The sequence below is a fragment of the Bacillus sp. FSL W8-0640 genome, assembly GCF_038007725.1.
Taxonomy (GTDB): Bacteria; Bacillota; Bacilli; order Bacillales; family Bacillaceae_G; genus Bacillus_A; species Bacillus_A cereus.
The window spans coordinates 266,566-286,710 of record NZ_JBBOXT010000002.1; the positions used below are offsets into that span (position 1 = coordinate 266,566).

Genomic DNA, 20,145 nt, shown 5'->3' on the forward strand with positions numbered 1-20,145 from the left:
ACTTCTTACAGATATAGTTGAGCTTTATGTTTAAATTGAAATCGATTATTGAATTCTGGTTGGAATAGTTCCTTTGATTTTTCGAGAAAGAATTCTGCTGCATCTTCAGTTTGTTTTAAATATAAATCAATACTCTCTCTCTCTCAGAGTTGATTGTATTCTTGTTGAGAAAGTACCGCGATATTTACCTCGATTTTTTTATCCGTTGCCGTTTCAATTATGACATCGTACCAATAGAAATTTGGTTTCCCTGGAATTTGGATATCTTGTAGAGAAACACTAAACGTTGCTCCCTCTTCTGTAATATGATTAAGGACTAGTTCCGGGTTTTTAAATGCTTCTCTAGCAGAGAGCACTTCCCCAGTAGTAGTTGCATATTGTAAATCCATTTTGATTTTCCACCTTTCTCCATATAAAAAAAGGCAAGCGACACCCACTGTAAAAACAGCGTGTGTCGCTTGCCTTAATTTCATATGTTCTGATTTGATTGTAGTTTTTAGTGTTTAGTTCAAACGTAATTCTATCACCTTAAATAATAAAAATCAATAAAATTGTATAAAAGTATATAAAAAATAAACGATTAATATAATTCAACAAGCTTGCGTCTTTTCGGGTGTATGTTATTTGCAGTACGCGCCATGATCTGTTCATCCGCGTCGATAGTAACACCTTCATTTTGGAGGGATAGCAGTAATACGTTGTCATAAGTGTCCATTAAAAGTATATCTCTAGCCTTTTTGCGCTTTGGATAGATCACAACAAGTGGTACCCCTTCATCACCTTCTCTTCTTGAAAACACAACATCGTCTAATCTAGCAATCATTCGGTAATCATTTTCATTCCCAAAAATAAAGAAGAAATCTTGCATAACATCTTTATCTCTCCTATACGTTCGTCTAAGACCACCATCTATTGTTTCCGTAAATGTTTGAACTTGTTCAACAAATGCATAACGCCAATCGGCATCTCCTACTGTGCGTTGAGATAAAGGCAAAAGAATATCTTGTTCAAAGTTTTGGTTATCATCTATTCCTAGAATGATATCTGAAATAACATCTCCAGCTTCTTTCAAAGAGCAGATGTGCATATTTAGGTTTGGTAGATTCATTAAATGTTCATGATATTCTCGCATAGAAAATAAGAGATTTTTCATACGTACGTATGGTGGTTCTGCATCTTGCGCAAGAAACATCGACTTGTCATAAAGAACAAAAACAACCGTTACATTTTTATCAGTTTTTTGCGCGTAATCTATGTACTTCCCTACTTTTTCAACTAAGGTAGCATTAGTTTCTTTACACATATCCATCTCTATATAAATATTTTTATTATGATATGAAATGTGTTCATCAGGAATCAAAGGTAACTGAGTCTCTTGAATTGTCATGTTTTTCTTTAGGTAATAGGAACGGATATCTAACTCATTTAATATTTCATTACTAAATGTCTTTTTAGTAATAGCTAGTAGAGTACGTACAAAAACTTCACGTGCACATAAAGTATGAAGTGTAATTACACGTGAATATCTTTTTTTAGAAACGTTCGGTGGAAGTTTTCCTATTTTTTGTAAGAATTCAATAGCTTTTTCTTTTAAAGAGAATGAAGCTCGTTTTGTTATACTATCCTCTCTTTTATCAATCTTTTTAGTTAGGATAGCGCCGTATTGTGAGTATCGATCTAGCTTTGTGAATATGCTAGCTTCTGAACATTCTCTTCTCTCAAATGCACTATATAACGTTGTGATTTGTCTTGTTGTAAGAGCTCTTTTGTAATATAAAACTGTAAAAACAAATATGTCTGCTTCTTTTAGATGAAAATATTTCTGGGTACCTGCCCTTTTATATTTATACACTTTCTGCGGCACTATATACACCTCTTATTTATAATTAAGTTTAAACAAAATCAGTAGTATTTTATATACTATTACATCTAAATATTGATTGTAAAATAAGAAAAAATGAATTTGAGAATTTCTTTTCTAGAGATACCTATTCTTGTACCCCAAAGTTGTGGTGGTAATGACCTTTAAAAATCTATAGTAAATCATTAGCCTCATGGGGTTTATTAGATTCCCCTGATTGTTAGGGCGAAGTACTACTAGGTAACTAACAATTACTCAGGAAAAAGTTACTAATAAAGTGATACTATGCCGTCCTAACACGAAGCCGATTAAGATATTAAAATTTTGATGGATTACAATTATTCAAAAATTATAAAAGGATTTTGGGAATCAAGGATGATTTTCTTTATTTATTACTTGATTGGATGTTTATTTTTAATACTGGTTTATATTGGAAATTTAGTTTTTAGTTTCCCTCCCCCGTGTTGAAACGGCGATTTAGTAAGAGGAAAATTAATGTTATTTCTATCTTATCAACGGTACATTTCAAGTACATTCATAGGTTTTGTATATTAATCTAAGTTCTATCGAATTCTCATTCACTAAATTGTAAACCTATGTAACAAACTTGGGGAACCGTTTTTTGTTTATATGAAATTGATGGAGTAAGAATGTTAGAAAGGTCTAAGCAAAGTTTCAATTATTCTAATCTATAAAGTATTTAACTAAATAACCTAGTGATTTTGTGGATATGAAATTAACAATCATCCTTAATAAACTTTTAAAAGTTACTGAAATTGATAAGAAATCGGGTTCGTATATAGACCGTCCTTTTTTCATTACACATATATTTAGGTGGATCAGTAACACAATTAACATAACATTAACAATCTCTGATTTAACAAGAAGTGAACTGTGTAAAAAAATGTAAGCATTTATCAACATAAATACATGAGTGTAGTGCAAATTATTAAAATGCAGGTGTTTTTCATCATTTATATGTAAAGTGTATATATAAAACTTATATATAAGCTTTGTATATGCACTTTATTATATTTTGTTTATATATAACTGACAATTAAGAAGGTATTAGTTGTTGAAATATATAGCGTTACATATACAGTGTATGTGTAAGTCGTATATATAAGGTGTATAAAATTATAATTAGGTGATATATAGGTTTTTTGATGATGAAATAAAATCTTTTTTTATATTTTTATTTCATGTAATCATAATGGTAAAAAAAATATTATGAAAATGTAAATTACATGAAGTGTCAAATTGACATATCACATGCACGCTTTATATATACGTCGCATAGAAGAGGCTATGGGAAATGTAGATTGTTTCTATTTGATGATATATAAAACTTATATATACACATTCTATATAAGTTTTATATAGAATGACTTGATATACGGCGTATAATGATGTACTATGTTTCTAGGAATAATTAACCAATGTTTTAGGGGGGGACAACTTGAACGAAATATTAAGTGAAAAATATCAAACAATTAAGTTTACAGATGAAGTAGTAAACATGTTTGCTGATATTCTTGAACAAGACGAGATACTATATAGTGTATTTCTATACATAGGAAACGTAGTAAATAAACAATTCCAAGAGACAAAATACATGAGGGGCATATCCATTAATGAAATAGTGGAAAATGTAGTTATAGACAGGCGAGTAAAGAAAAAAAAAGGAAAATCTTATTCACTAGAGGTTGAACGTACAAATATATCAAGACGTTCAGCTGAAATAAGTGTAAGTACATTATCATCAATGTCTTTAATTTATGAAAAGACTATGCATCCATATAAATTTTTAATCTCAACTTATAGAGGACAACAAGTACTTATTGAGTTAGGGAAAAGAAAAAAAAGTGAATAAGGAGAGATAAAATAATGGCGAAAAACTTCTTGAAGAATGAAGTGGCAGTTAAAATGACGATGGTTGGTTTTGGTCAAGCTGGTACTAGAATGGTAGACAAGTTTGCGGAGTATAAGCATACAGATGGGACAGCAGTATATAACTGCTTAGCACTAAATAGTAATGATGGAGATCTAGCTGAATTAAAAAATGTGCCCAAAAGCAATCAGGTTTCACTTAAATTAGGTGGCTTAGGTAAAAACCCAGAGCGCGCGGTTAAAGTTCTAGATTCAAATGAAGAAGCAAAAGAAAAATTAAAAGACTTTATCACTGAACGTGTAAGACCATCGGATGAACTTGTTCTATTTTTTGCTGGATTAGGTGGAGGAACAGGAACTTCTACAATAATTAAGGCTATTGAAGAATTTTCGGCATTTCATAACAAGCCGATAATTAGGAAGGAGTTACAAAAGGTTGCACAACAATATCCAATGGCTGAGATTAAAGCAAATCAAGCAAAATTTGCAAGAATAGCCTTTGAAAATGCTATTGAGCGTAAAGATTTTATTAAAATGGGAATTGTGGTGACACTTCCTGTCCGAGCTGATGGGCCAGATGTACTACGACAAGTAAATAAATTTTCACAAGAGATTTGGAAACTAGCAAATGACAAATCTAAAGGTGTAGCATTTGTAGTATTTGCTGATAACCAGCACTTTTATGATGAATTTAAGGAATTAAATGAAAATGAGAAAAAAGGTATTGCTAATTCAAGAGACTATGCAAATCAACGGATTAGTGAGATTATTCATGAGTTAAACACTGCTGCTAATGGTTCTGGTACTTCTGTAATACTGGACTCTCAAGACTTTAAACGTATTTTACTTGAAAAAACGGGCTGCTTAGTAATTAATAAAGTTTCTCGTAATATGAACCAAATAGAAAATAGTCATGCGATTATAGAGATGTTCCAAGAGTCATTAAGAGGAAGTTCATTCCACCATCCAATTGATTTAATGAAAAGAAATAATGATGGTTCTGTTGAAGCATCAAAAGTACATCATTTTGGCATGTTGGCTATTTTGGATGAGCAAAAAAACATTGATGATTCCTTTATGGATGACGCTAAAGTAGAAGTTTCAAATAATCTACCTATCAATGGTACTGTATTTAATGGATATCTAATAAGTAAAAATGATTTCTTAGGAAGCGTGTATACGTTCTATAAAACTGATGCGTTACCATCAAGGTTATCTAAAGGATTAGTAGAAGAATTTAATGAGTTTAAGGAAAGACAAAGTCAAATTCAATATACAAAGTCCCAAATTAGTACAATAGAGAGTATAGATGAGGATGAAGATTTAGGGTTTGCGTTTGGAGATTTTATTGACATGGGCAATGATGAAGATGAAAATTCTGGGATAAATGAAGATAATGAATTAGCAGATTTTCTAGATCCAGATAAGATGTTTGGTACTACAAAATAATAAAAAAGTCTGGATGTTTATCCAGACTTTTTTATTATTCTACAGCATTCATAAGAGTTTTTATATAATCAATAATATTATCTTGTATGTACTGTTCAATGAAGAGTTGCTTTTTACTCAAATCTTCCTCTTTTTTAAACCAACCTGCTTTCCTAGTACGTTCCTCTTCAGGTTTACTATTCCACAGATTTTCTGCTTGTTTTCTTAATTCTTGTCGTGCTCTGTGCTCAATAATAAAGTTATCCAGTCTATCTTGACGTTGACGCAATTTTATGGTTTCTTCATCCTCTGGCTGTGGCAATTGTTTAAGTATACTCTCTACTCTCTCTTCATAACGAGACTCAATATGTTTTATTTTCTCTTCTAACTGTTTAGATACCATTTTTTCAATGATTTCTGCAGTAGCCTGAAGGTTTAATTCAGTAGATACCTCATTTGATTGATTCTCTGGTGATACAGGTCTTAAATCAAATTGGTGTGGTAAAAGGTCAATAATTGCATCTAAAGACCATTTTTCATCCCTTTTTAGCTTAATAAATAGAGCGATTTCAAGATCTAATGTATTATAGAGTTTTTCATTGGTATTTTGGGTTCTTAACGTTTCGTGAAGTCCTTTTTCCTCTAGAATATTGAACCAATTATAAACGGTATTATGATGACGTCCAACTAGTTTAGAGAATTCAGTTATTCGCCATGCTTTTTCAAAAACATTATCAGTTAATATATCATCATCGTTAATTTGATGGTCTTGTGATTCGTTTTTTTGTTCAATCATTGTAACTACCTCCTTAAAAATCAATGCATGAACACCCAATATGAAATTAACATGTGAACTGAAATTAACATGTTAGGCAGTATTGTGGTGATATTCATACAAATCCCAGTACATCCAGTGACTCATATGAAATGTGAAATTAACATGTTAGCATGTTCTTGTTGACAGAACATTAACTATAAATGCAAGAATATACCTGGTTTATTAGTGTTATTATTAACTTCAAGTATATAAATGGTAATGTGCTATCAACGAAAATCTCGATCCTTTACATTAGTGAGATCAATGATAGTTGCTATGAGATTAACAAAATACGTTACTTAATACTAATGATAAGGAAATATAGTTGTTTTGTAAACAAGTTATAAGGAGATAATCATTGATATTGAGGAAAAAAAGTAGACTTAATCTAGGGGATTTAAATTATAGTGTATAATTGCTAGAAATAAAGATAATAATATTACTAAATTAGTAGTATGTTATGAGGTCAAATATAGTTAGAGTATAGAATCGTCATCAACATAAATAAACTATGAGATTCAATACCCACTCCATGCTGCATGGAATATTTGAGATGGTTTTATGTGGTTACGGTAATACTGGTGTTTTTTAAACGTCCTAAAGACATCATTCATCTAATTTCAAACAACATGTTCCATATTATAGCAGTGTCTTCCCGTTTAGAGGTAATTCCAACTTATTGTTGACATTAACATGAAATTTAACATTAACATAGAAAGTACAATGAGGAAATGAATTCGTTCAGATGTCAATGTCTTGTTAACTAAAAATCATTTTAGTCCTACAATATTTGTTGTTTGTTTCACAATATGTATCCTAGCGTATTGTGTGTGTGAATAAAGGGTATGAAATTGATCTATCTATCAGCTATTAGATGATACCGTTAAGAAGATTTATAGTGTTATCATTAACATAAGATTGATATTTTTAAAATTCGCTATATCTATTATCAATTTTATATCAACCGAAATTATTAAATATTAACATTATAGTTTTTAAAAAATATTAATAGATGGAACTTTGTATTTCATTAGAAGTTTTATGTTTTTTTAGTAATTCATTCGTTATAGTTTCAAGTTGCTGGTTCTCTAGCTATTTATAATATGTTCTACTAAGAAGTATTACTTTAAAAGGATAACAATTATATCAAATGGTAGCATGCATACAAAACACCTAAAAATATTGATATGACATTAACATTTTTCTTGTGAATTCCGATGACATGTTAATGTTAATTGATATGTCAATGTGACTGACTCTTAAAAAACCTAAATTGTTTACATAACATTAATATCACTTTTGATATTGTTTGGTTTTGAAAATTTGATTGAACATATATATTTTAAGTTTTTTGTATGAAAACCACACGATTGTATTTAATTAACTTCTTATATAGCAATATATTGAAAACTTATTTAAATGAAGATGAGGAAAATTCGAATCTATATTTTTTAATAGGATGTTAATGATATTGAGTGAATGTATGTACTTGCTGCTTAGAAAATATTGATATGACATTGATATTTTCTGTTAAGTTTTTGATTATATGTTAATGTCAGTTGATATATTAATGTGAGTCGATTTTATAAAATGTATTTTCACTGTTTACATAACATTAATATGGAGAATTATATGTTAATGTTATGTGGATTCGAATGTATATAATGAGCGTAAGATTTTTATGTGAAAACTTCGGATCTTTTGTAAGTAACTTTCTAGACATATTATGTTTCTGAAAATTAAAGCTATCCTAGGGGGTTATCTAAATGAAAGAGAGAAGAACTTAAATGCATATTATTAATTATAAAAGTTATCTATGGTGCAAATCCAATTGTTATTTAAAATTATTATGGGATTATTTTATGAAAATTAAACATGAAAAGGTATTGACATTTAATTTTTATAAAGATAATCTTGTACATGAATATTAATCGCGAAAGAGTTATATACAAATAAATGAAATTAAAATTCTTGCTAAACGGACACACCGAAGGCGCATAACCTGCCAATGGTGTGTCTTTTTTATTTTTGGGAGAGGAGTAAAAGGCAACTATGAATACGCAATTAAAATTTTTTGAGCAAAGTCTTAATATTCATGGGGTTAAATTTTTTGATGGGCTATTAAACATCGTAAAACTAGAAAATGAAAGAAAAGAGTTACCATCTTCAGCTTTAGCTACTTACATCTTGCTTCACTTTGAATGCAATGATATAGGAATGCTACCACGTGAATTTCAAATAATGGATCTTGCTAAAAAAAGTGGGATTCCCTACACAACAATTTATACAGGTTTTCAAGTTTGTTTGGAGCGTAGACTCGTAAAAGAAACACCTGTTGGAAATCGTACTGTATATGAAATTGTAGATTATGCGTTGTATAACCACACTACTGCAGAAACTGCAAAGATGACAGGTATATCGCTATCGTATTTCCGTATTCCATTTCACCTAATTCAAACAACGATAATAAGTAGTCTAGTAAAGGCTCGTGATAATAGAGGGATTATATTCCTGTTAGATTTAATCAATACTTTTTCAAGAAAAGTGGGTATGGAACATTATAAACATAAAATTAATGAGTTTCAGATTACAAGAAAGATGTCTTCCTTAAAAAAGAGATTAAATCGTAATGCAAAGAAAGTAAGACGCTACATAGAAATTATTAACCCCATTGTGCAATTTACTGCAATCGATTCTAAAGAGAAGAAATCTAATGAAACAAGAATTACAAATGTAAGAAAACAGGTAAAACAAATCATCATTGAGAAGTTCAACGTGGTATTTTCTTCAAACTGCGTAATTGAGAATGATAAAAAAGAATTACATAGACCAGTAGCAAAGTGCAGAAAAGAAGCGGTGTCTCGTTTAAAACACATGGGACAAGCCTTACGAAAAAAAGATAAAGAAAATATAATGACCGCATTTAGACAAGAGATTGTTGATATCGCGATCTATTTACCAACAAAACAAAAACAAAGTGAATTACTAATTTACGCAATGACTTATGCATTAGATCAAGTTGAAAGTTGTATGAAACAGCAAAAAATATTCTCTATTCCAGCATTTATGCGTGTACAGTTTAGAGAGTCCTGGATAGGTTTTAAGGAAAAAAACTTGTCTACAGAGGAAAAACACGATGCAATGATAAATTATCATAAGAAGAATGGTGTTTACCCGGAATTCATGTGATTTTTTTTAAAAAAATATACGGTAGCCCTTGTTAAAAAATTACTTAAAAGCAAGGGTTATTTGGCATGTTCTTTACTTTGAAAACATGCTTTTTTATTTAGGAAAATATATCTATTAGCATTTTTACGGAAGTATATAATCGATTTATGTTATATTTCGTTACGATTCAGTTTGTTTATAATTCGATTCAATACTTGTGGTTATCTTAGTAATATTATTCTAAACTTGTGAATTCTCAGTAATATGTTATTTAACTTCTTAATTTGTGGTTTCTATGATGTAAAACTTGTATGAATTGGGGATATTACGATAGTGAATTTAGCTTAATATCAATGAACGTATGTAATACAAGGTTTTAGAGGTATTTGTTGAATCTCTTTATAATTCATAATTGAGTTTAGTTATATATAGTTCTTGTTGTTTTTATATAAAATACTTGTGATTCTTTACATTTAATTACTTGTATTTTTTTAAATTAAATACATAAAAAAATAGAAAGAGGGAATAAATATAAGTTTCCAAGGGTGTAATTAATCTATTGACTTTTAAAATTCATAGAGGTATTCTTATACGTGAACAACAATTAATCAAGAGAAATATACAAATTAATAGATTTAATTTCTAGCTAAACGGACACACCGAAGGCACATAACCTGCCATCGGTGTGTCTTTTTTTTGTATAAATAACAATAAAAAGGGAGAATTTGAAACTATGAACGAAATTGTGAACATGAGTAAAGAACGATTTACAAAGTATTGTGAGGACAATGCAGCATTTGAAAAGGATATTAGTCGCATTATTAATCACTACTTTTTATTACTAGGGAATAAGGCAAATATCTTACAGGAAAGAGAATTTAATAACGAAATTGAAGAAAAAACGTTTAAAAATAATGTAAAACGTTTTGAAACTCTATTCCCTGCAGCTGTTAAGAATGCATTTTTAAAAGGATATCAATTATGCCTTGAGTTTATAAATCATCCTGAAACACAAATTCCTGAGAATTTATATACTGAGCCGAATTTTATAAAAGATATTCCTTTTGCCTTAGCAAATGCATCTGAATATGAATTGTACGAAATCATTCGTACAGATGAAACACAGGAATTTAGTGTATTTGCTATACGAACATATGAGGGGATTCGTCCATTGTTAGAACAAGTATTTTGCGAAGTTGCATTCACTGGTGCTGAATATGCTTTTGAACATGAGCGATTGGAAAAAGGACTTGAATTAAAGAAAGGTAATAGTACCTCGTTAACCAAAGTTCCTGTGGATCGTCTTTTCGCTATTACGCCTTCTGTTAATGGAGTTGTTGTACATGCGGAAGAACATTGCGAGATTTGGAATTTAAATTGGAATAGCAAAGTAACAATCGATAATCCTTTTGTTGAGCTTGCTGAGGTTACATTTATTCATCAAACAAAGGATATGATTCAAAAAAATATTGAAGATGGTGTTTTATACTACAGCATTCTTTATCTTGGTACACCTTTACATGAGATACAAGATCGATTAGAAATACGAGTAAAACTAAATTCTGATTTTGGAGCTCCACGTACAATGGATCAAGTTGAAATTGAGTATATTCTGAATGAGATTATCGGGAAGGTTCATCTTCAAGCACAAATTCCAATTGAAAACATGATTTTAATCCAACGTTAGATTTTGTAGGAGGTTAACTATGGTGAAAAAAATCGTTTTAGCTATTAGCGATACTGTATATACGGCATATTTACGTGAGGATTTTATTGGTGCGGGATTTGAAGTAGCTGATAGTGATGTGATGCATATCAAGTATCTAGATGAAATTCTAGATACAGAACAGCCCGATATTCTATGTATTAATGAGAAACGATTAAATATTGATGCAGGACATGAAGAGAAACGTGAATTGATTATCTTACAGAAATTAAGAGATATTCGTTTTAATCGAGATATTCGTATTGTGGTATTTACAGAGCGTGAAAATGATGATGAGTTTTTGGCGAAACTGATTTATCTGGGTATCTATGACATTTTTAACTCTCGTAAAATTGATATTGATAATAAAGTTATCCCGCAGCTGCTACAGGAGTCGGATATTAAAAATGTAGCGGAAATTGTGGGAGTAAGTCAGGCACCACAACAAACAAAGTTGCCCGAAGTTCCTGTTGATGAGGAAGAAGAGGAAGTATCAAGTGAATTAGAGGAAGGTGGCAAAAATGAAGCTACCTCTAATTCCAACAAACTATTTAAAAAGAAGCAAAAGCGTAAGTCTGTTCCAAATGAGACGCCAAAAGCGCCTATTATAAAAAAACAATATAAACTGGCTTTTGAGCCGGTATATGAAAAACAAATTGGTATTGCTATTCCGAGAAGAACAATTGTTGTGGCCAGCATGAACAAAAAAAGTGGTGCAACTTTTGTTTCACATCTTTTAGCTGCTTACTTAAATGAACTACAGATTGATGTGAACTATATAGAGAATCTATATGATGATGGATATACGTATCCTTTATTAAAGGGATATACAGAAGCACCAGAAAACTATCGTAGTGAATTTATGTTGCAGCGATATAAAGAGATGTTACAAAAGGAATCTGATATATTATCAATTCCAAAATGGAAGCAAGGAAGAATAAATTATATCGTAAAGAATCCTATAGTGGACCAAGAGCTAAAAAACGAAACAGAGCAGGACTTTGACCATTTTATTAAGGTATTATTGGCTAACCAAGAAGCGCCTATATCTATTATTGATGCTGGGTATGATTGGGATAAAGATTTATACCATGAAATATGTGAAATGGCAGATTTTATTTTCTTTGTAGCAGAACCAGATTTGCATCAATTGCTAAAGATAGCGCATCCTCTTACACAAAAGGAGAGAAAGCTCGTTTCTTACTTAGCTTTAGAGAAAACGAGAATCATTGGGAATAAGTTTTCTCCTGCACTTTTAAAGCATGAAGTAGTAGAAGAATGTTTTGGAGATAAGGTATTAACTGCCTTATCACCATATGAGATAGAGGATGTATTTGAATCTCAATTAAAAAGTAGTACGTTACTATCTAGTCGGAACTATTATAAAGAGCTTGAAGGAATAATGAAGGAAATAGCAGAGTTATTGCTGCCAAACCAATTGTTGAATCAAAAGAAAAGTTCCATTTTAAGTGGATTTCGATTTCGGAAGTCTGAAAATTAAGGAGGGGTGAAGAAGATGCAAAAATTTATTATAGGGGCCGCTTCAATATTATTATTTGTTGGTTGTTTATTCTTAATGACAGATATGATTATTGGAGATACAACAAACACAGATAATAAGTCTGCATTAGAACGTGCTGGAAGTACAGCAATGGATAAAGCCGTAAAAGTAGGTGTTTTACGAGCACAAGAAGAAATTGCTATTGACACAAAAATCGCAAAGAAAGAATTTGAAAAGTCATATAAACAAAATGCAACATTTAAGGATCCTGCATCAAAACGAGAGTTTTTTGCACATGCCGTACAAGAGCAACCTGCAATGATTGCCGTTGAAGGAGATGCCGAAGCTGCTAGTTATACTAAACAATTTGATGAAAAGAAAGGCAGCATTAAGAGTAACGCAAAACACATATTTATTTATGAAGCAGATTCTGACAACAAGAAAGATGGAGGAAACGTGAAATAAATAAGAAAAAGTAGGTGTGTAAGAAATGCAAAATACAGTAACAACAGCGCTTTTTCTAACGCTTTCTTTATTATTGATAACTCTTATACCAGAAGGTGTACTGTATGGAATGCAGTTAGTAAAGGCACATGATTTTGCTTCTAGTACAGTAGAGTTAGCAGAACAAACAGGTGGTTTTCAGTACACATATGAAGGAAAAAACGTAAATCTAATTCCTGATATAGAGAAGAAAATGAAAGAGCAGAATATGGATGGATGGAAATATGAATATACTAAAGGGCGCGTAGATCATAATCAGCCATTAAATTTTAAGATAAAAGCTGAACATCACTTCTTTATTTTTAAAATGATAGGGATTGATAGTGTGAAAGCACCGATATGGGCTAACAAAGATGGAATGGGGCAAATCTATTTCCGTTGAAAATATCAATATGTATAAAAAGAGGTAAAAACTATACTGAAAAGTGTAGTTTTTTTACTAGAAATATATATTTATAAATAAATACATATAAATACTTTACAAGTCTATTTTTATATGGTAATATTTCCCATACAGAACAGCGGTTATAAAAAATGCTAATTTATAAAATTATATGTTAAATTATATGGATTTTATATTTAAATTCGGTACAATAAAGGAATCTATAAAAAAACTAATATACTTGGAGGAACAAACAATGGCTAACAAATTTTTAAAAACAGCAACAGCATTAACAATTATGGGTACATCATTACTAGGAGCAGGAGCATTTACTGCTAAGGCTGATAACACAGACTCATTAAAATTCAATGATGTTCCAGCAAATCACTGGTCTACAAAAGCAATTTATGATTTAACAAACCGTAAAGTAGTGCAAGGGTACGGAAATAATATCTTTGGCTTTGGTGACAATGTAACTCGTGGGCAAGTTGCTCGTATGATTTATATGTACGTAAAACCAGCAGATGCAGATGCTAGCTTCAAAAATCCGTTTACTGATATTAGAGGACATTTGTTTGAAAAAGAAATCTTAGCACTTGCTAAAGCAGGACTTGTGAATGGCTTTGGTGACGGGAAATATGGTCCAGATGATATTTTAACTCGTGAACAAATGGCACAAGTACTTACAAATGCTTTTAAATTTAAGGCAACGAAAACAACAAAATTTTCAGATGTTGATAAGAATTCTTGGTCTTACGGTGCAATTAGTGCATTAGAGGAAAATGGAGTTACTATTGGTACAGGAGGTAATATGTATTCTCCAAAAATGTTTGTAACACGTGAAGCGTATAGTCAGTTCTTATATAACTCTATTAATGCAGTTGAAAAAGAAACAAAACCAGAAGTAAAACCAGACCCGAAACCTGAAACAAAACCAGACCCAAAACCTGAAACAAAACCAGAAGTGAAGCCAGACCCAAAACCAGATCCAAAACCAGAAGTAAAACCAGACCCAAAACCTGAAACAAAACCAGATCCAAAACCAGAAGTGAAGCCAGACCCAAAACCTGAAACAAAACCAGATCCAAAACCAGAAGTGAAGCCAGACCCAAAACCTGAAACAAAACCAGAAGTGAAGCCAGATCCAAAACCTGAAACAAAACCAGAAGAAAAACCAGATACAAATTTACCATCAAGTATAGATAAAGCTTTAGTTACAGAGGAAGTTACGTATAATCCAAACGCTATGAAAAATCCAATGGCTCAAAAATCAATTTCTACAGAAGCGCAAAATCTTATCAAGAGTGTGAATGCTAAATATGGCACTAACCTTAAGTATGCAGATTTAAATGGAACTATTAGAATAATTGACAAAAACATGTATTTACCAGAAGGTACAATTGGGGCACAAGTATACGTTAATGCAACTAGTGAGAATGATTTTAAAATTATTTTCTTAGATAATAACGAAGCAACTATTGAATTAGCTAAAAAGTGGACTACGATGTTAAATTCTGATTTAGTTCTAGATAAAGAAATTCAAGAAACTGTAGATGCTCAAGAAATTAATAACTATGAAAAAGGAAACTATAAGATTCGTGTAGGGCATTCTACAGCTGACCACATGATGTACATTCAAGTACGTGTATAATATCATTGCAATTCAATGTTTCATTTGATATATTGAAATATGTAATATAACAATTAATGAATAAATTTGATTTATTTACGTAAAGGACACACCTTACGTACCTCCCAAGGTACAGGTGTGTCCTTTTTTATGTTTAAAGGAGGGATTTTATGAAACTGAGAAAAAAAATATTATTAACCTGTACTTCTTTAATTTTGTTATTACCGTCAGTAGCAAGTGCGGGAAATAGTGATGTACCATTTTATGATGGAAATGAAACTACGATTTTAGCATCAGATGAATTACAATTAAAGGGAAAACTACTTAGGTCTGGCAGTAGCTATAAGCCAAAAGAGTTTGCATATAAAGCCGATATACATTTTCCTGCTGTTTATAATGGTTCTTTTAATTGGGGGAATCCAAGGGAAAACCTTATCCAAAATGAAGACCATTCAGACCCTTATGTGCGTATATCAAATGACGGCTACATTAATCCTTTAGTTGTAGTGGGAGATAGAATGGTAACTGAAGTGGAGAGAATTACAAATAACATAATTACAGATAAATATTGGGGTAACTCTCAGTTTGTTTTAAAATATTTAATTCCACATAAGATTACAAATCAAGAATCCTATGAATCTTATGGTCATTTCTATTGGATTAGGGACATTGCCTATCTTTCTGGCGGATATGCAGGGGCTGGTGGTGTAAATGATGTGAATAGGTATAGCCTGTGGTATGTACGCACAAGTAAACCTCAAATAAAAGATTTTAAAGCTACGAGTGGGAAAAAAGATATGCCCGTAAAATTAACATTTAACGGTTTTGAATATGTAAGTAAAAATAAAGGATACAATGACCGGGATCCTAATGGAACAACAATAAACCCTTATCAAAAAGCTGCTGGAGAACGAAACCGAGTTAAATGGATGTTAGATATTACAAAAGATGGTGAAACTGTGTACCATCAAGAAAATTACCTGCGTTCAACTCCGCAAAAAGATAATCAAAAACCAAATGAGGGTGATGCAGGGCAATTTAAGTCAGAAGAACTAAAGTGGCAGCCACAACTGTGTGGCCGATATACTGCGAAAATTAAAGTTCTTGATGCTGTTCAGAGGGAATCAAACGAGAAAACTGTTGATTTCAATATAGATGGTAACTGTGGTACTGAAGTAACACCTAACCCAGATCCAGGTGATGAAGATGACTTTAAATATAAAATTGACTTTTCTAGTGACAGAATCGAAGGAGAAACAGGAAGAGAAGGAAAAAATATAAAAACAAGAATAGATGTCTCGCGTGATAATTTTAAACCAGAACGTGACCAATATAGAGAAAAGGTAAATAACAATTTTAATAAGTCCCAGCAAGAAGTAAATAGTTCTGAATCCGATAGAGATAGTGCGCAGTCTAGTCTTAGTTATTGCCGTCGTAATCCAATTCATGAGGTAGATGCCGACGGGAAGGATCACTACTATGATAGGGACTGCTCTTGGGAAGAAAATAGACTGGACAGTGCAGCAAGTAGGTTAGATTCAGCAAGGCAGAAGTTAGAAAAAGAGAAAAATAAAATTAAAAAGTTAGATGCACTAGAAGCGAAATATGCAAATCCTGAAACAGTAGTCGTGCTCAAGCATAATGGACAACAAGTAGCATCAGAAAAGGTAAGATTAACTGAGGGGGAAAAGAAAACTTTGAACCTTGGCTGGCAACATAAGGGGAAAGGAACAATTCAGGCAGAAATTAACCCTGTTGGTAATCGGCTAGATATAGAAGAAACCACATACAAAAATAATCCTATTAAAACAGCTATCTATGCACCATCTCATGAAAAAGGGATGTGCGGAGTAACGAGTGTAAAAGGTGTGGTAGAAACAGTAAGTGAACGTGTGTCTAAAGAAGATACAATTGGAGAAATGTACTATGAAACATTGAGTGGAAGTATTGATAGTTTAGCACCATCTAAGCTCCATGCTGGGTATGGTTTTTCTTATGAAGTAAACGGAAAATACAAAAATGATTGGAATGCCAATTATCCAGGTGTATTTACAAAAGCAACTGCACAATATCCATTTGCAGACGAAGGACTAAAAACAACACAGGATTTAGAGAGTGTTTCTAATAATGGCTTAACATCAAAATCTCTACCTAAAAATATGTATTTGTCTGAAGTAACAGGACATGTCTTCGATAGTAAAAGAGCAACTAAGTCTTTATATTGGGATGGGCAAGAAAAAATTATTGATGGCCAACGTAAATGGTATGCGCCATTAAAAACGAAAGATGGAAAATATACGTTCAATGTTGAAACAAACCCAGCAGGTGTGAATGAAATGAGTTTGTGCCTGACAAATGAAGTGGAAATTAAAGGTGTTGCGTACGATGATTTCAAAAAGAGAAGGGTACTTGCGGATCTTCCATTCCCTGTGCAAACACCAGGTTGGAATTGGGTTGGAAAGGAAAATATTATTACTGATTTGTCAAATTGGTACTATATGAAGAATAGAAATTAGTTAAATAGTATTGTATAATGACTTGAATCGACAAAAGTATATAATCCTTCTTAAACTAGTAGCTGAATGGATAAACCAAAGGCACACCCCTTAATGGGGTGTGCCTTTTTTCATAGAAAGGGGAAATTTGAGTGGATAAAAAGAAAAAGCAGCGTGTGAGACGAGTGATTTTTGTTGGAGTAATCGCAATGATTGTATCGTTATATATTGGAAATGAATTTCGGGATCGAAATGGGACAAGTTATGCTCCTGCAAAGTATTTTGAAACAGGAACAAAATTGATTTCGTTTTAATAATAATGTTTTTTTTATCAACTATCGCGGATAAATCTGCATAACATGTACAATAGTTGATGTTATAATAAGTGTAGAAGTATTATAACAATAGTTTTTTCATAAACTAAAGAAGACGAGATGCTCCAACATCTCGCCTTATGTAACTGTTACCGCAAGGTGGCTAGTTGCTAAAAAAAGTTTATTTTTTCTTAGAACCGCCCTTCACACGCTTGCAGGCATTGTGGGTGGTTCTTTTCGTTTTTCGTCGCTTTTTTTGTGTTTTCTTCCAAGACGTTGATAGGTATTTACCTATTCGTTTTGCAAAAAATTCAGCGACTTCTCTAACAATTACTTTTAAAATTTCAATTACTATTATGGAAAGTATTTTCATGCGATCACCTCCTTTCTCCATAAAATGAAAGAGAAAGGATAGCAACCGACCACCCTGAAATATGCAGTTAAGTTAGACTAATTTCACAATATTTATGAGCTGATTAATAGCTTAAAAACCTTGATATGACAACCTTTTTAAGTTTTGGAATCAGAGATTTAAAATGGTAAAAATAATATTTTTTTTAGAAATGATTGACATAAAACTCTATATATCATAATATTGAAATTGTAATATTAAAGAAAACAAATCCAACATTTTCATATAGACTTTAGATTAGCTAAAAGGACACACCTAAGGCGCATTATGCCATAGGTGTGTCCTTTTTTTGCGTTTAAAGGCTACATAAGGAGGAATACAAACATTGAAGCCATCTAAGTTTCAAAAGAAGCAGATTATTGCGGTAGGTTTAGCTGCTGCAACAGTAGCGGGTATCTATGGGTACAATCATTTCGCAGTCGAAAATGCAGTAAAACCAACGAAAATTGTTGTAGCCGCAAAGGATATACCTGCGCATACAGAAATTAAAGAAGACATGCTAGTGGAACGAACATTACCTGGTGATGCGATTCCCCCAAATGCATTACGTGCAAATAAAAAAGAGGTTGTAGGGAAGTGGACAAATGATGGACAGCCCATTACTGAAAATAGCTATCTCTTTAAAAACAAAGTAGTAAAGAAAGAAGAGTTACCGGACTCTGCTATTTTAAATTTGAAAGAAGGAGAAGTAGCTTTCCCGTTACTCGTTGATTTGGAAACAAGTTCAGGGAATAGTATTATCCCAAACACGTATGTGGACTTGTATTTCAAACAGGTTGTTAAAGAAGGCGACAATGAGAAGGTTGTCTTCGGTGGTCTGTTCCAACGTGTACGTGTGACCGCTGCAAAAGATAGCAACACAGAAGATGCATTTGTGCTAGAAAAGAAAGAATCAAAAGAAGAACAAGAAGGAAAACAAAAGCCTAAAGTAACGCGATTATACACACTGGCTGTTTCACCTGAACAACTTCAATACTTAAATCGTGCAAAAACACTTGGAGATGTCATTCCTGTTGCAGTTGGGCAAAAGGTGGAACAAACAGGGAAAGAATTAGAACCAGCTGAAGGATTCTCACAAATATCTGATCAAAAGAACATTTTAAACTATGTAGAGAAGCATTCGACTAATCCAATTTCTAAAAATGTAAAAGAGTATGTAGCACAGTATCTGAACGAATCCAAGTAAGAAAGGGGTTATTAAGATGGAGCGGCAAGGAAGAATCATGGCCTTTTATGCAACAAACGAAAATGTAGGGAAAAGCACATTAAGTATTGCAATGGCAAATGAATTAGCTCATTTAGGGAAAAAGGTGCTTTATGTTGAAGCAGACCAAGTAAGACCAAGCTTTGCAGTTGGAACTGGTCTGAGCCACGATAGTAAAAACATCTTAGAGCTTGTGAGAAAAGAAAATGAATACAATCTCTCACAGTATATTTGTACCAAGCAAGATTTATTAGAGAAAAAAGTGAATCCAAGGTTGATGCAAAAATTGCATGATAAGATGGATTTTCTGGTGTTTCCATCAGGTTATAACTTAGCTCAATTCCCAGAGATTCAAAACAAAGAACTGTTTGTAACTACATTTATAGAATCACTTGTAGATACAGAATACGATTTTATCATTCTATCAGTACCAACTGAATTATCTGAGGTTCTGAGTTATCCAATCCTATACCAATCAGACCTTGTTGTTCATGTGTTAAATGGCAACCCTCGTGGTGCAATAGCAATTAAAAGAGAATTACAACTACTAGAAGAAGCAAAGCTAACATTGCCTCGTATGATTCATGTTTTAAATATGGGAGATGAGGATTATGTAGAAGATATTGAAAAGCTTTCTTCACAAAAAATTGCGGTGACAATTCCGTATGACAGGGATCGTACGAGTTACGAATGGGGGATGCAGTTTGGTTCCCAGCAAATTAATACAAAGGTCCATCACATTATGGAAGCAGCTGGTCTTGATATTCCAACCCAGCATACATCCTCTATGAAAAAGGGTCTCTTTGGTTTACGAAATTAAAAGGGAGGCAGTAG

At 32.2% G+C, this 20,145-nt stretch carries 15 protein-coding genes and 1 pseudogene; 12 read left to right on the top strand and 4 right to left on the bottom strand.

What is annotated here, in order from left to right:
• Positions 1-5: 5 nt before the first annotated feature.
• Positions 6-389: pseudogene (locus N2V80_RS28455) on the bottom strand (hypothetical protein).
• A 191-nt stretch (positions 390-580) separates the two neighbouring features.
• A complete protein-coding gene (locus N2V80_RS28460; protein ID WP_061655382.1) occupies positions 581-1,864 on the bottom strand; it encodes a replication-relaxation family protein in 1,284 nt (427 codons plus the stop codon).
• A 1,456-nt stretch (positions 1,865-3,320) separates the two neighbouring features.
• On the opposite strand from N2V80_RS28460, the gene N2V80_RS28465 reads away from it, so the two are divergent.
• On the top strand, positions 3,321-3,734 hold the full coding sequence (locus N2V80_RS28465) for a hypothetical protein (RefSeq protein WP_061655383.1): 414 nt from the start codon (positions 3,321-3,323) through the stop codon (positions 3,732-3,734).
• Between the two features lie 14 nt (positions 3,735-3,748).
• On the top strand, positions 3,749-5,200 hold the full coding sequence (locus N2V80_RS28470) for a hypothetical protein (RefSeq protein WP_061655384.1): 1,452 nt from the start codon (positions 3,749-3,751) through the stop codon (positions 5,198-5,200).
• 34 nt (positions 5,201-5,234) lie between these two features.
• Here N2V80_RS28470 and N2V80_RS28475 read toward each other — a convergent pair whose 3' ends face one another.
• Positions 5,235-5,975: a MerR family transcriptional regulator gene (locus N2V80_RS28475; RefSeq protein WP_048535743.1), complete on the bottom strand. Its 741-nt coding sequence runs from the start codon at positions 5,973-5,975 to the stop codon at positions 5,235-5,237.
• A gap of 2,073 nt (positions 5,976-8,048) precedes the next feature.
• Between N2V80_RS28475 and N2V80_RS28480 the strand changes: the two genes are divergently transcribed.
• The 8 genes from N2V80_RS28480 to N2V80_RS28515 all read left to right on the top strand — a co-directional run bounded on the left by N2V80_RS28480 (position 8,049) and on the right by N2V80_RS28515 (position 17,695).
• Positions 8,049-9,185, top strand: a complete 1,137-nt coding sequence (locus tag N2V80_RS28480; protein WP_061655385.1) for a hypothetical protein — start codon at positions 8,049-8,051, stop codon at positions 9,183-9,185.
• A 712-nt stretch (positions 9,186-9,897) separates the two neighbouring features.
• Entirely contained in the window at positions 9,898-10,851 is a 954-nt protein-coding gene (locus N2V80_RS28485; protein ID WP_061655386.1) for a hypothetical protein, read from the top strand.
• A 19-nt stretch (positions 10,852-10,870) separates the two neighbouring features.
• Positions 10,871-12,370: a hypothetical protein gene (locus tag N2V80_RS28490; RefSeq protein WP_061655387.1), complete on the top strand. Its 1,500-nt coding sequence runs from the start codon at positions 10,871-10,873 to the stop codon at positions 12,368-12,370.
• 15 nt (positions 12,371-12,385) lie between these two features.
• Positions 12,386-12,835 carry a hypothetical protein gene (locus tag N2V80_RS28495; RefSeq protein ID WP_061655388.1) on the top strand — a complete coding sequence of 150 codons (450 nt, stop codon included), beginning with the start codon at positions 12,386-12,388 and terminating at the stop codon, positions 12,833-12,835.
• Between the two features lie 25 nt (positions 12,836-12,860).
• Positions 12,861-13,256 (top strand): DUF4320 family protein, encoded by a 396-nt coding sequence (locus N2V80_RS28500; protein ID WP_001181745.1) that lies wholly within the window; start codon positions 12,861-12,863, stop codon positions 13,254-13,256.
• A 256-nt stretch (positions 13,257-13,512) separates the two neighbouring features.
• Positions 13,513-14,907, top strand: coding sequence for an S-layer homology domain-containing protein (locus N2V80_RS28505; protein WP_340981026.1), 1,395 nt, complete (start codon positions 13,513-13,515; stop codon positions 14,905-14,907).
• A 149-nt stretch (positions 14,908-15,056) separates the two neighbouring features.
• Positions 15,057-17,402 (top strand): hypothetical protein, encoded by a 2,346-nt coding sequence (locus N2V80_RS28510; protein ID WP_061655843.1) that lies wholly within the window; start codon positions 15,057-15,059, stop codon positions 17,400-17,402.
• Between the two features lie 131 nt (positions 17,403-17,533).
• Positions 17,534-17,695, top strand: coding sequence for a hypothetical protein (locus N2V80_RS28515; RefSeq protein WP_172793979.1), 162 nt, complete (start codon positions 17,534-17,536; stop codon positions 17,693-17,695).
• 181 nt (positions 17,696-17,876) lie between these two features.
• Here N2V80_RS28515 and N2V80_RS28520 read toward each other — a convergent pair whose 3' ends face one another.
• Positions 17,877-18,068 carry a hypothetical protein gene (locus N2V80_RS28520; RefSeq protein WP_061655844.1) on the bottom strand — a complete coding sequence of 64 codons (192 nt, stop codon included), beginning with the start codon at positions 18,066-18,068 and terminating at the stop codon, positions 17,877-17,879.
• Positions 18,069-18,432: 364 nt separating this feature from the next.
• On the opposite strand from N2V80_RS28520, the gene cpaB reads away from it, so the two are divergent.
• Both cpaB and N2V80_RS28530 read left to right on the top strand, forming a co-directional pair.
• Positions 18,433-19,293 (top strand): Flp pilus assembly protein CpaB, encoded by an 861-nt coding sequence (cpaB, locus tag N2V80_RS28525; RefSeq protein ID WP_061655845.1) that lies wholly within the window; start codon positions 18,433-18,435, stop codon positions 19,291-19,293.
• 16 nt (positions 19,294-19,309) lie between these two features.
• A complete protein-coding gene (locus tag N2V80_RS28530) occupies positions 19,310-20,131 on the top strand; it encodes an AAA family ATPase (protein ID WP_061655846.1) in 822 nt (273 codons plus the stop codon).
• Positions 20,132-20,145 lie beyond the last annotated feature (14 nt).

What these genes read in the sequence shown, in the direction of transcription:
- N2V80_RS28470 (WP_061655384.1), top strand. Translation starts at nt 3,749, where the DNA reads ATGGCGAAAAACTTCTTGAAGAATGAAGTGGCAGTTAAAATGACGATG.
- N2V80_RS28475 (WP_048535743.1), bottom strand. Translation starts at nt 5,975, where the DNA reads ATGATTGAACAAAAAAACGAATCACAAGACCATCAAATTAACGATGAT.
- N2V80_RS28480 (WP_061655385.1), top strand. Translation starts at nt 8,049, where the DNA reads ATGAATACGCAATTAAAATTTTTTGAGCAAAGTCTTAATATTCATGGG.
- N2V80_RS28485 (WP_061655386.1), top strand. Translation starts at nt 9,898, where the DNA reads ATGAACGAAATTGTGAACATGAGTAAAGAACGATTTACAAAGTATTGT.
- N2V80_RS28490 (WP_061655387.1), top strand. Translation starts at nt 10,871, where the DNA reads ATGGTGAAAAAAATCGTTTTAGCTATTAGCGATACTGTATATACGGCA.
- N2V80_RS28495 (WP_061655388.1), top strand. Translation starts at nt 12,386, where the DNA reads ATGCAAAAATTTATTATAGGGGCCGCTTCAATATTATTATTTGTTGGT.
- N2V80_RS28500 (WP_001181745.1), top strand. Translation starts at nt 12,861, where the DNA reads ATGCAAAATACAGTAACAACAGCGCTTTTTCTAACGCTTTCTTTATTA.
- N2V80_RS28505 (WP_340981026.1), top strand. Translation starts at nt 13,513, where the DNA reads ATGGCTAACAAATTTTTAAAAACAGCAACAGCATTAACAATTATGGGT.
- N2V80_RS28510 (WP_061655843.1), top strand. Translation starts at nt 15,057, where the DNA reads ATGAAACTGAGAAAAAAAATATTATTAACCTGTACTTCTTTAATTTTG.
- N2V80_RS28520 (WP_061655844.1), bottom strand. Translation starts at nt 18,068, where the DNA reads ATGAAAATACTTTCCATAATAGTAATTGAAATTTTAAAAGTAATTGTT.
- N2V80_RS28530 (WP_061655846.1), top strand. Translation starts at nt 19,310, where the DNA reads ATGGAGCGGCAAGGAAGAATCATGGCCTTTTATGCAACAAACGAAAAT.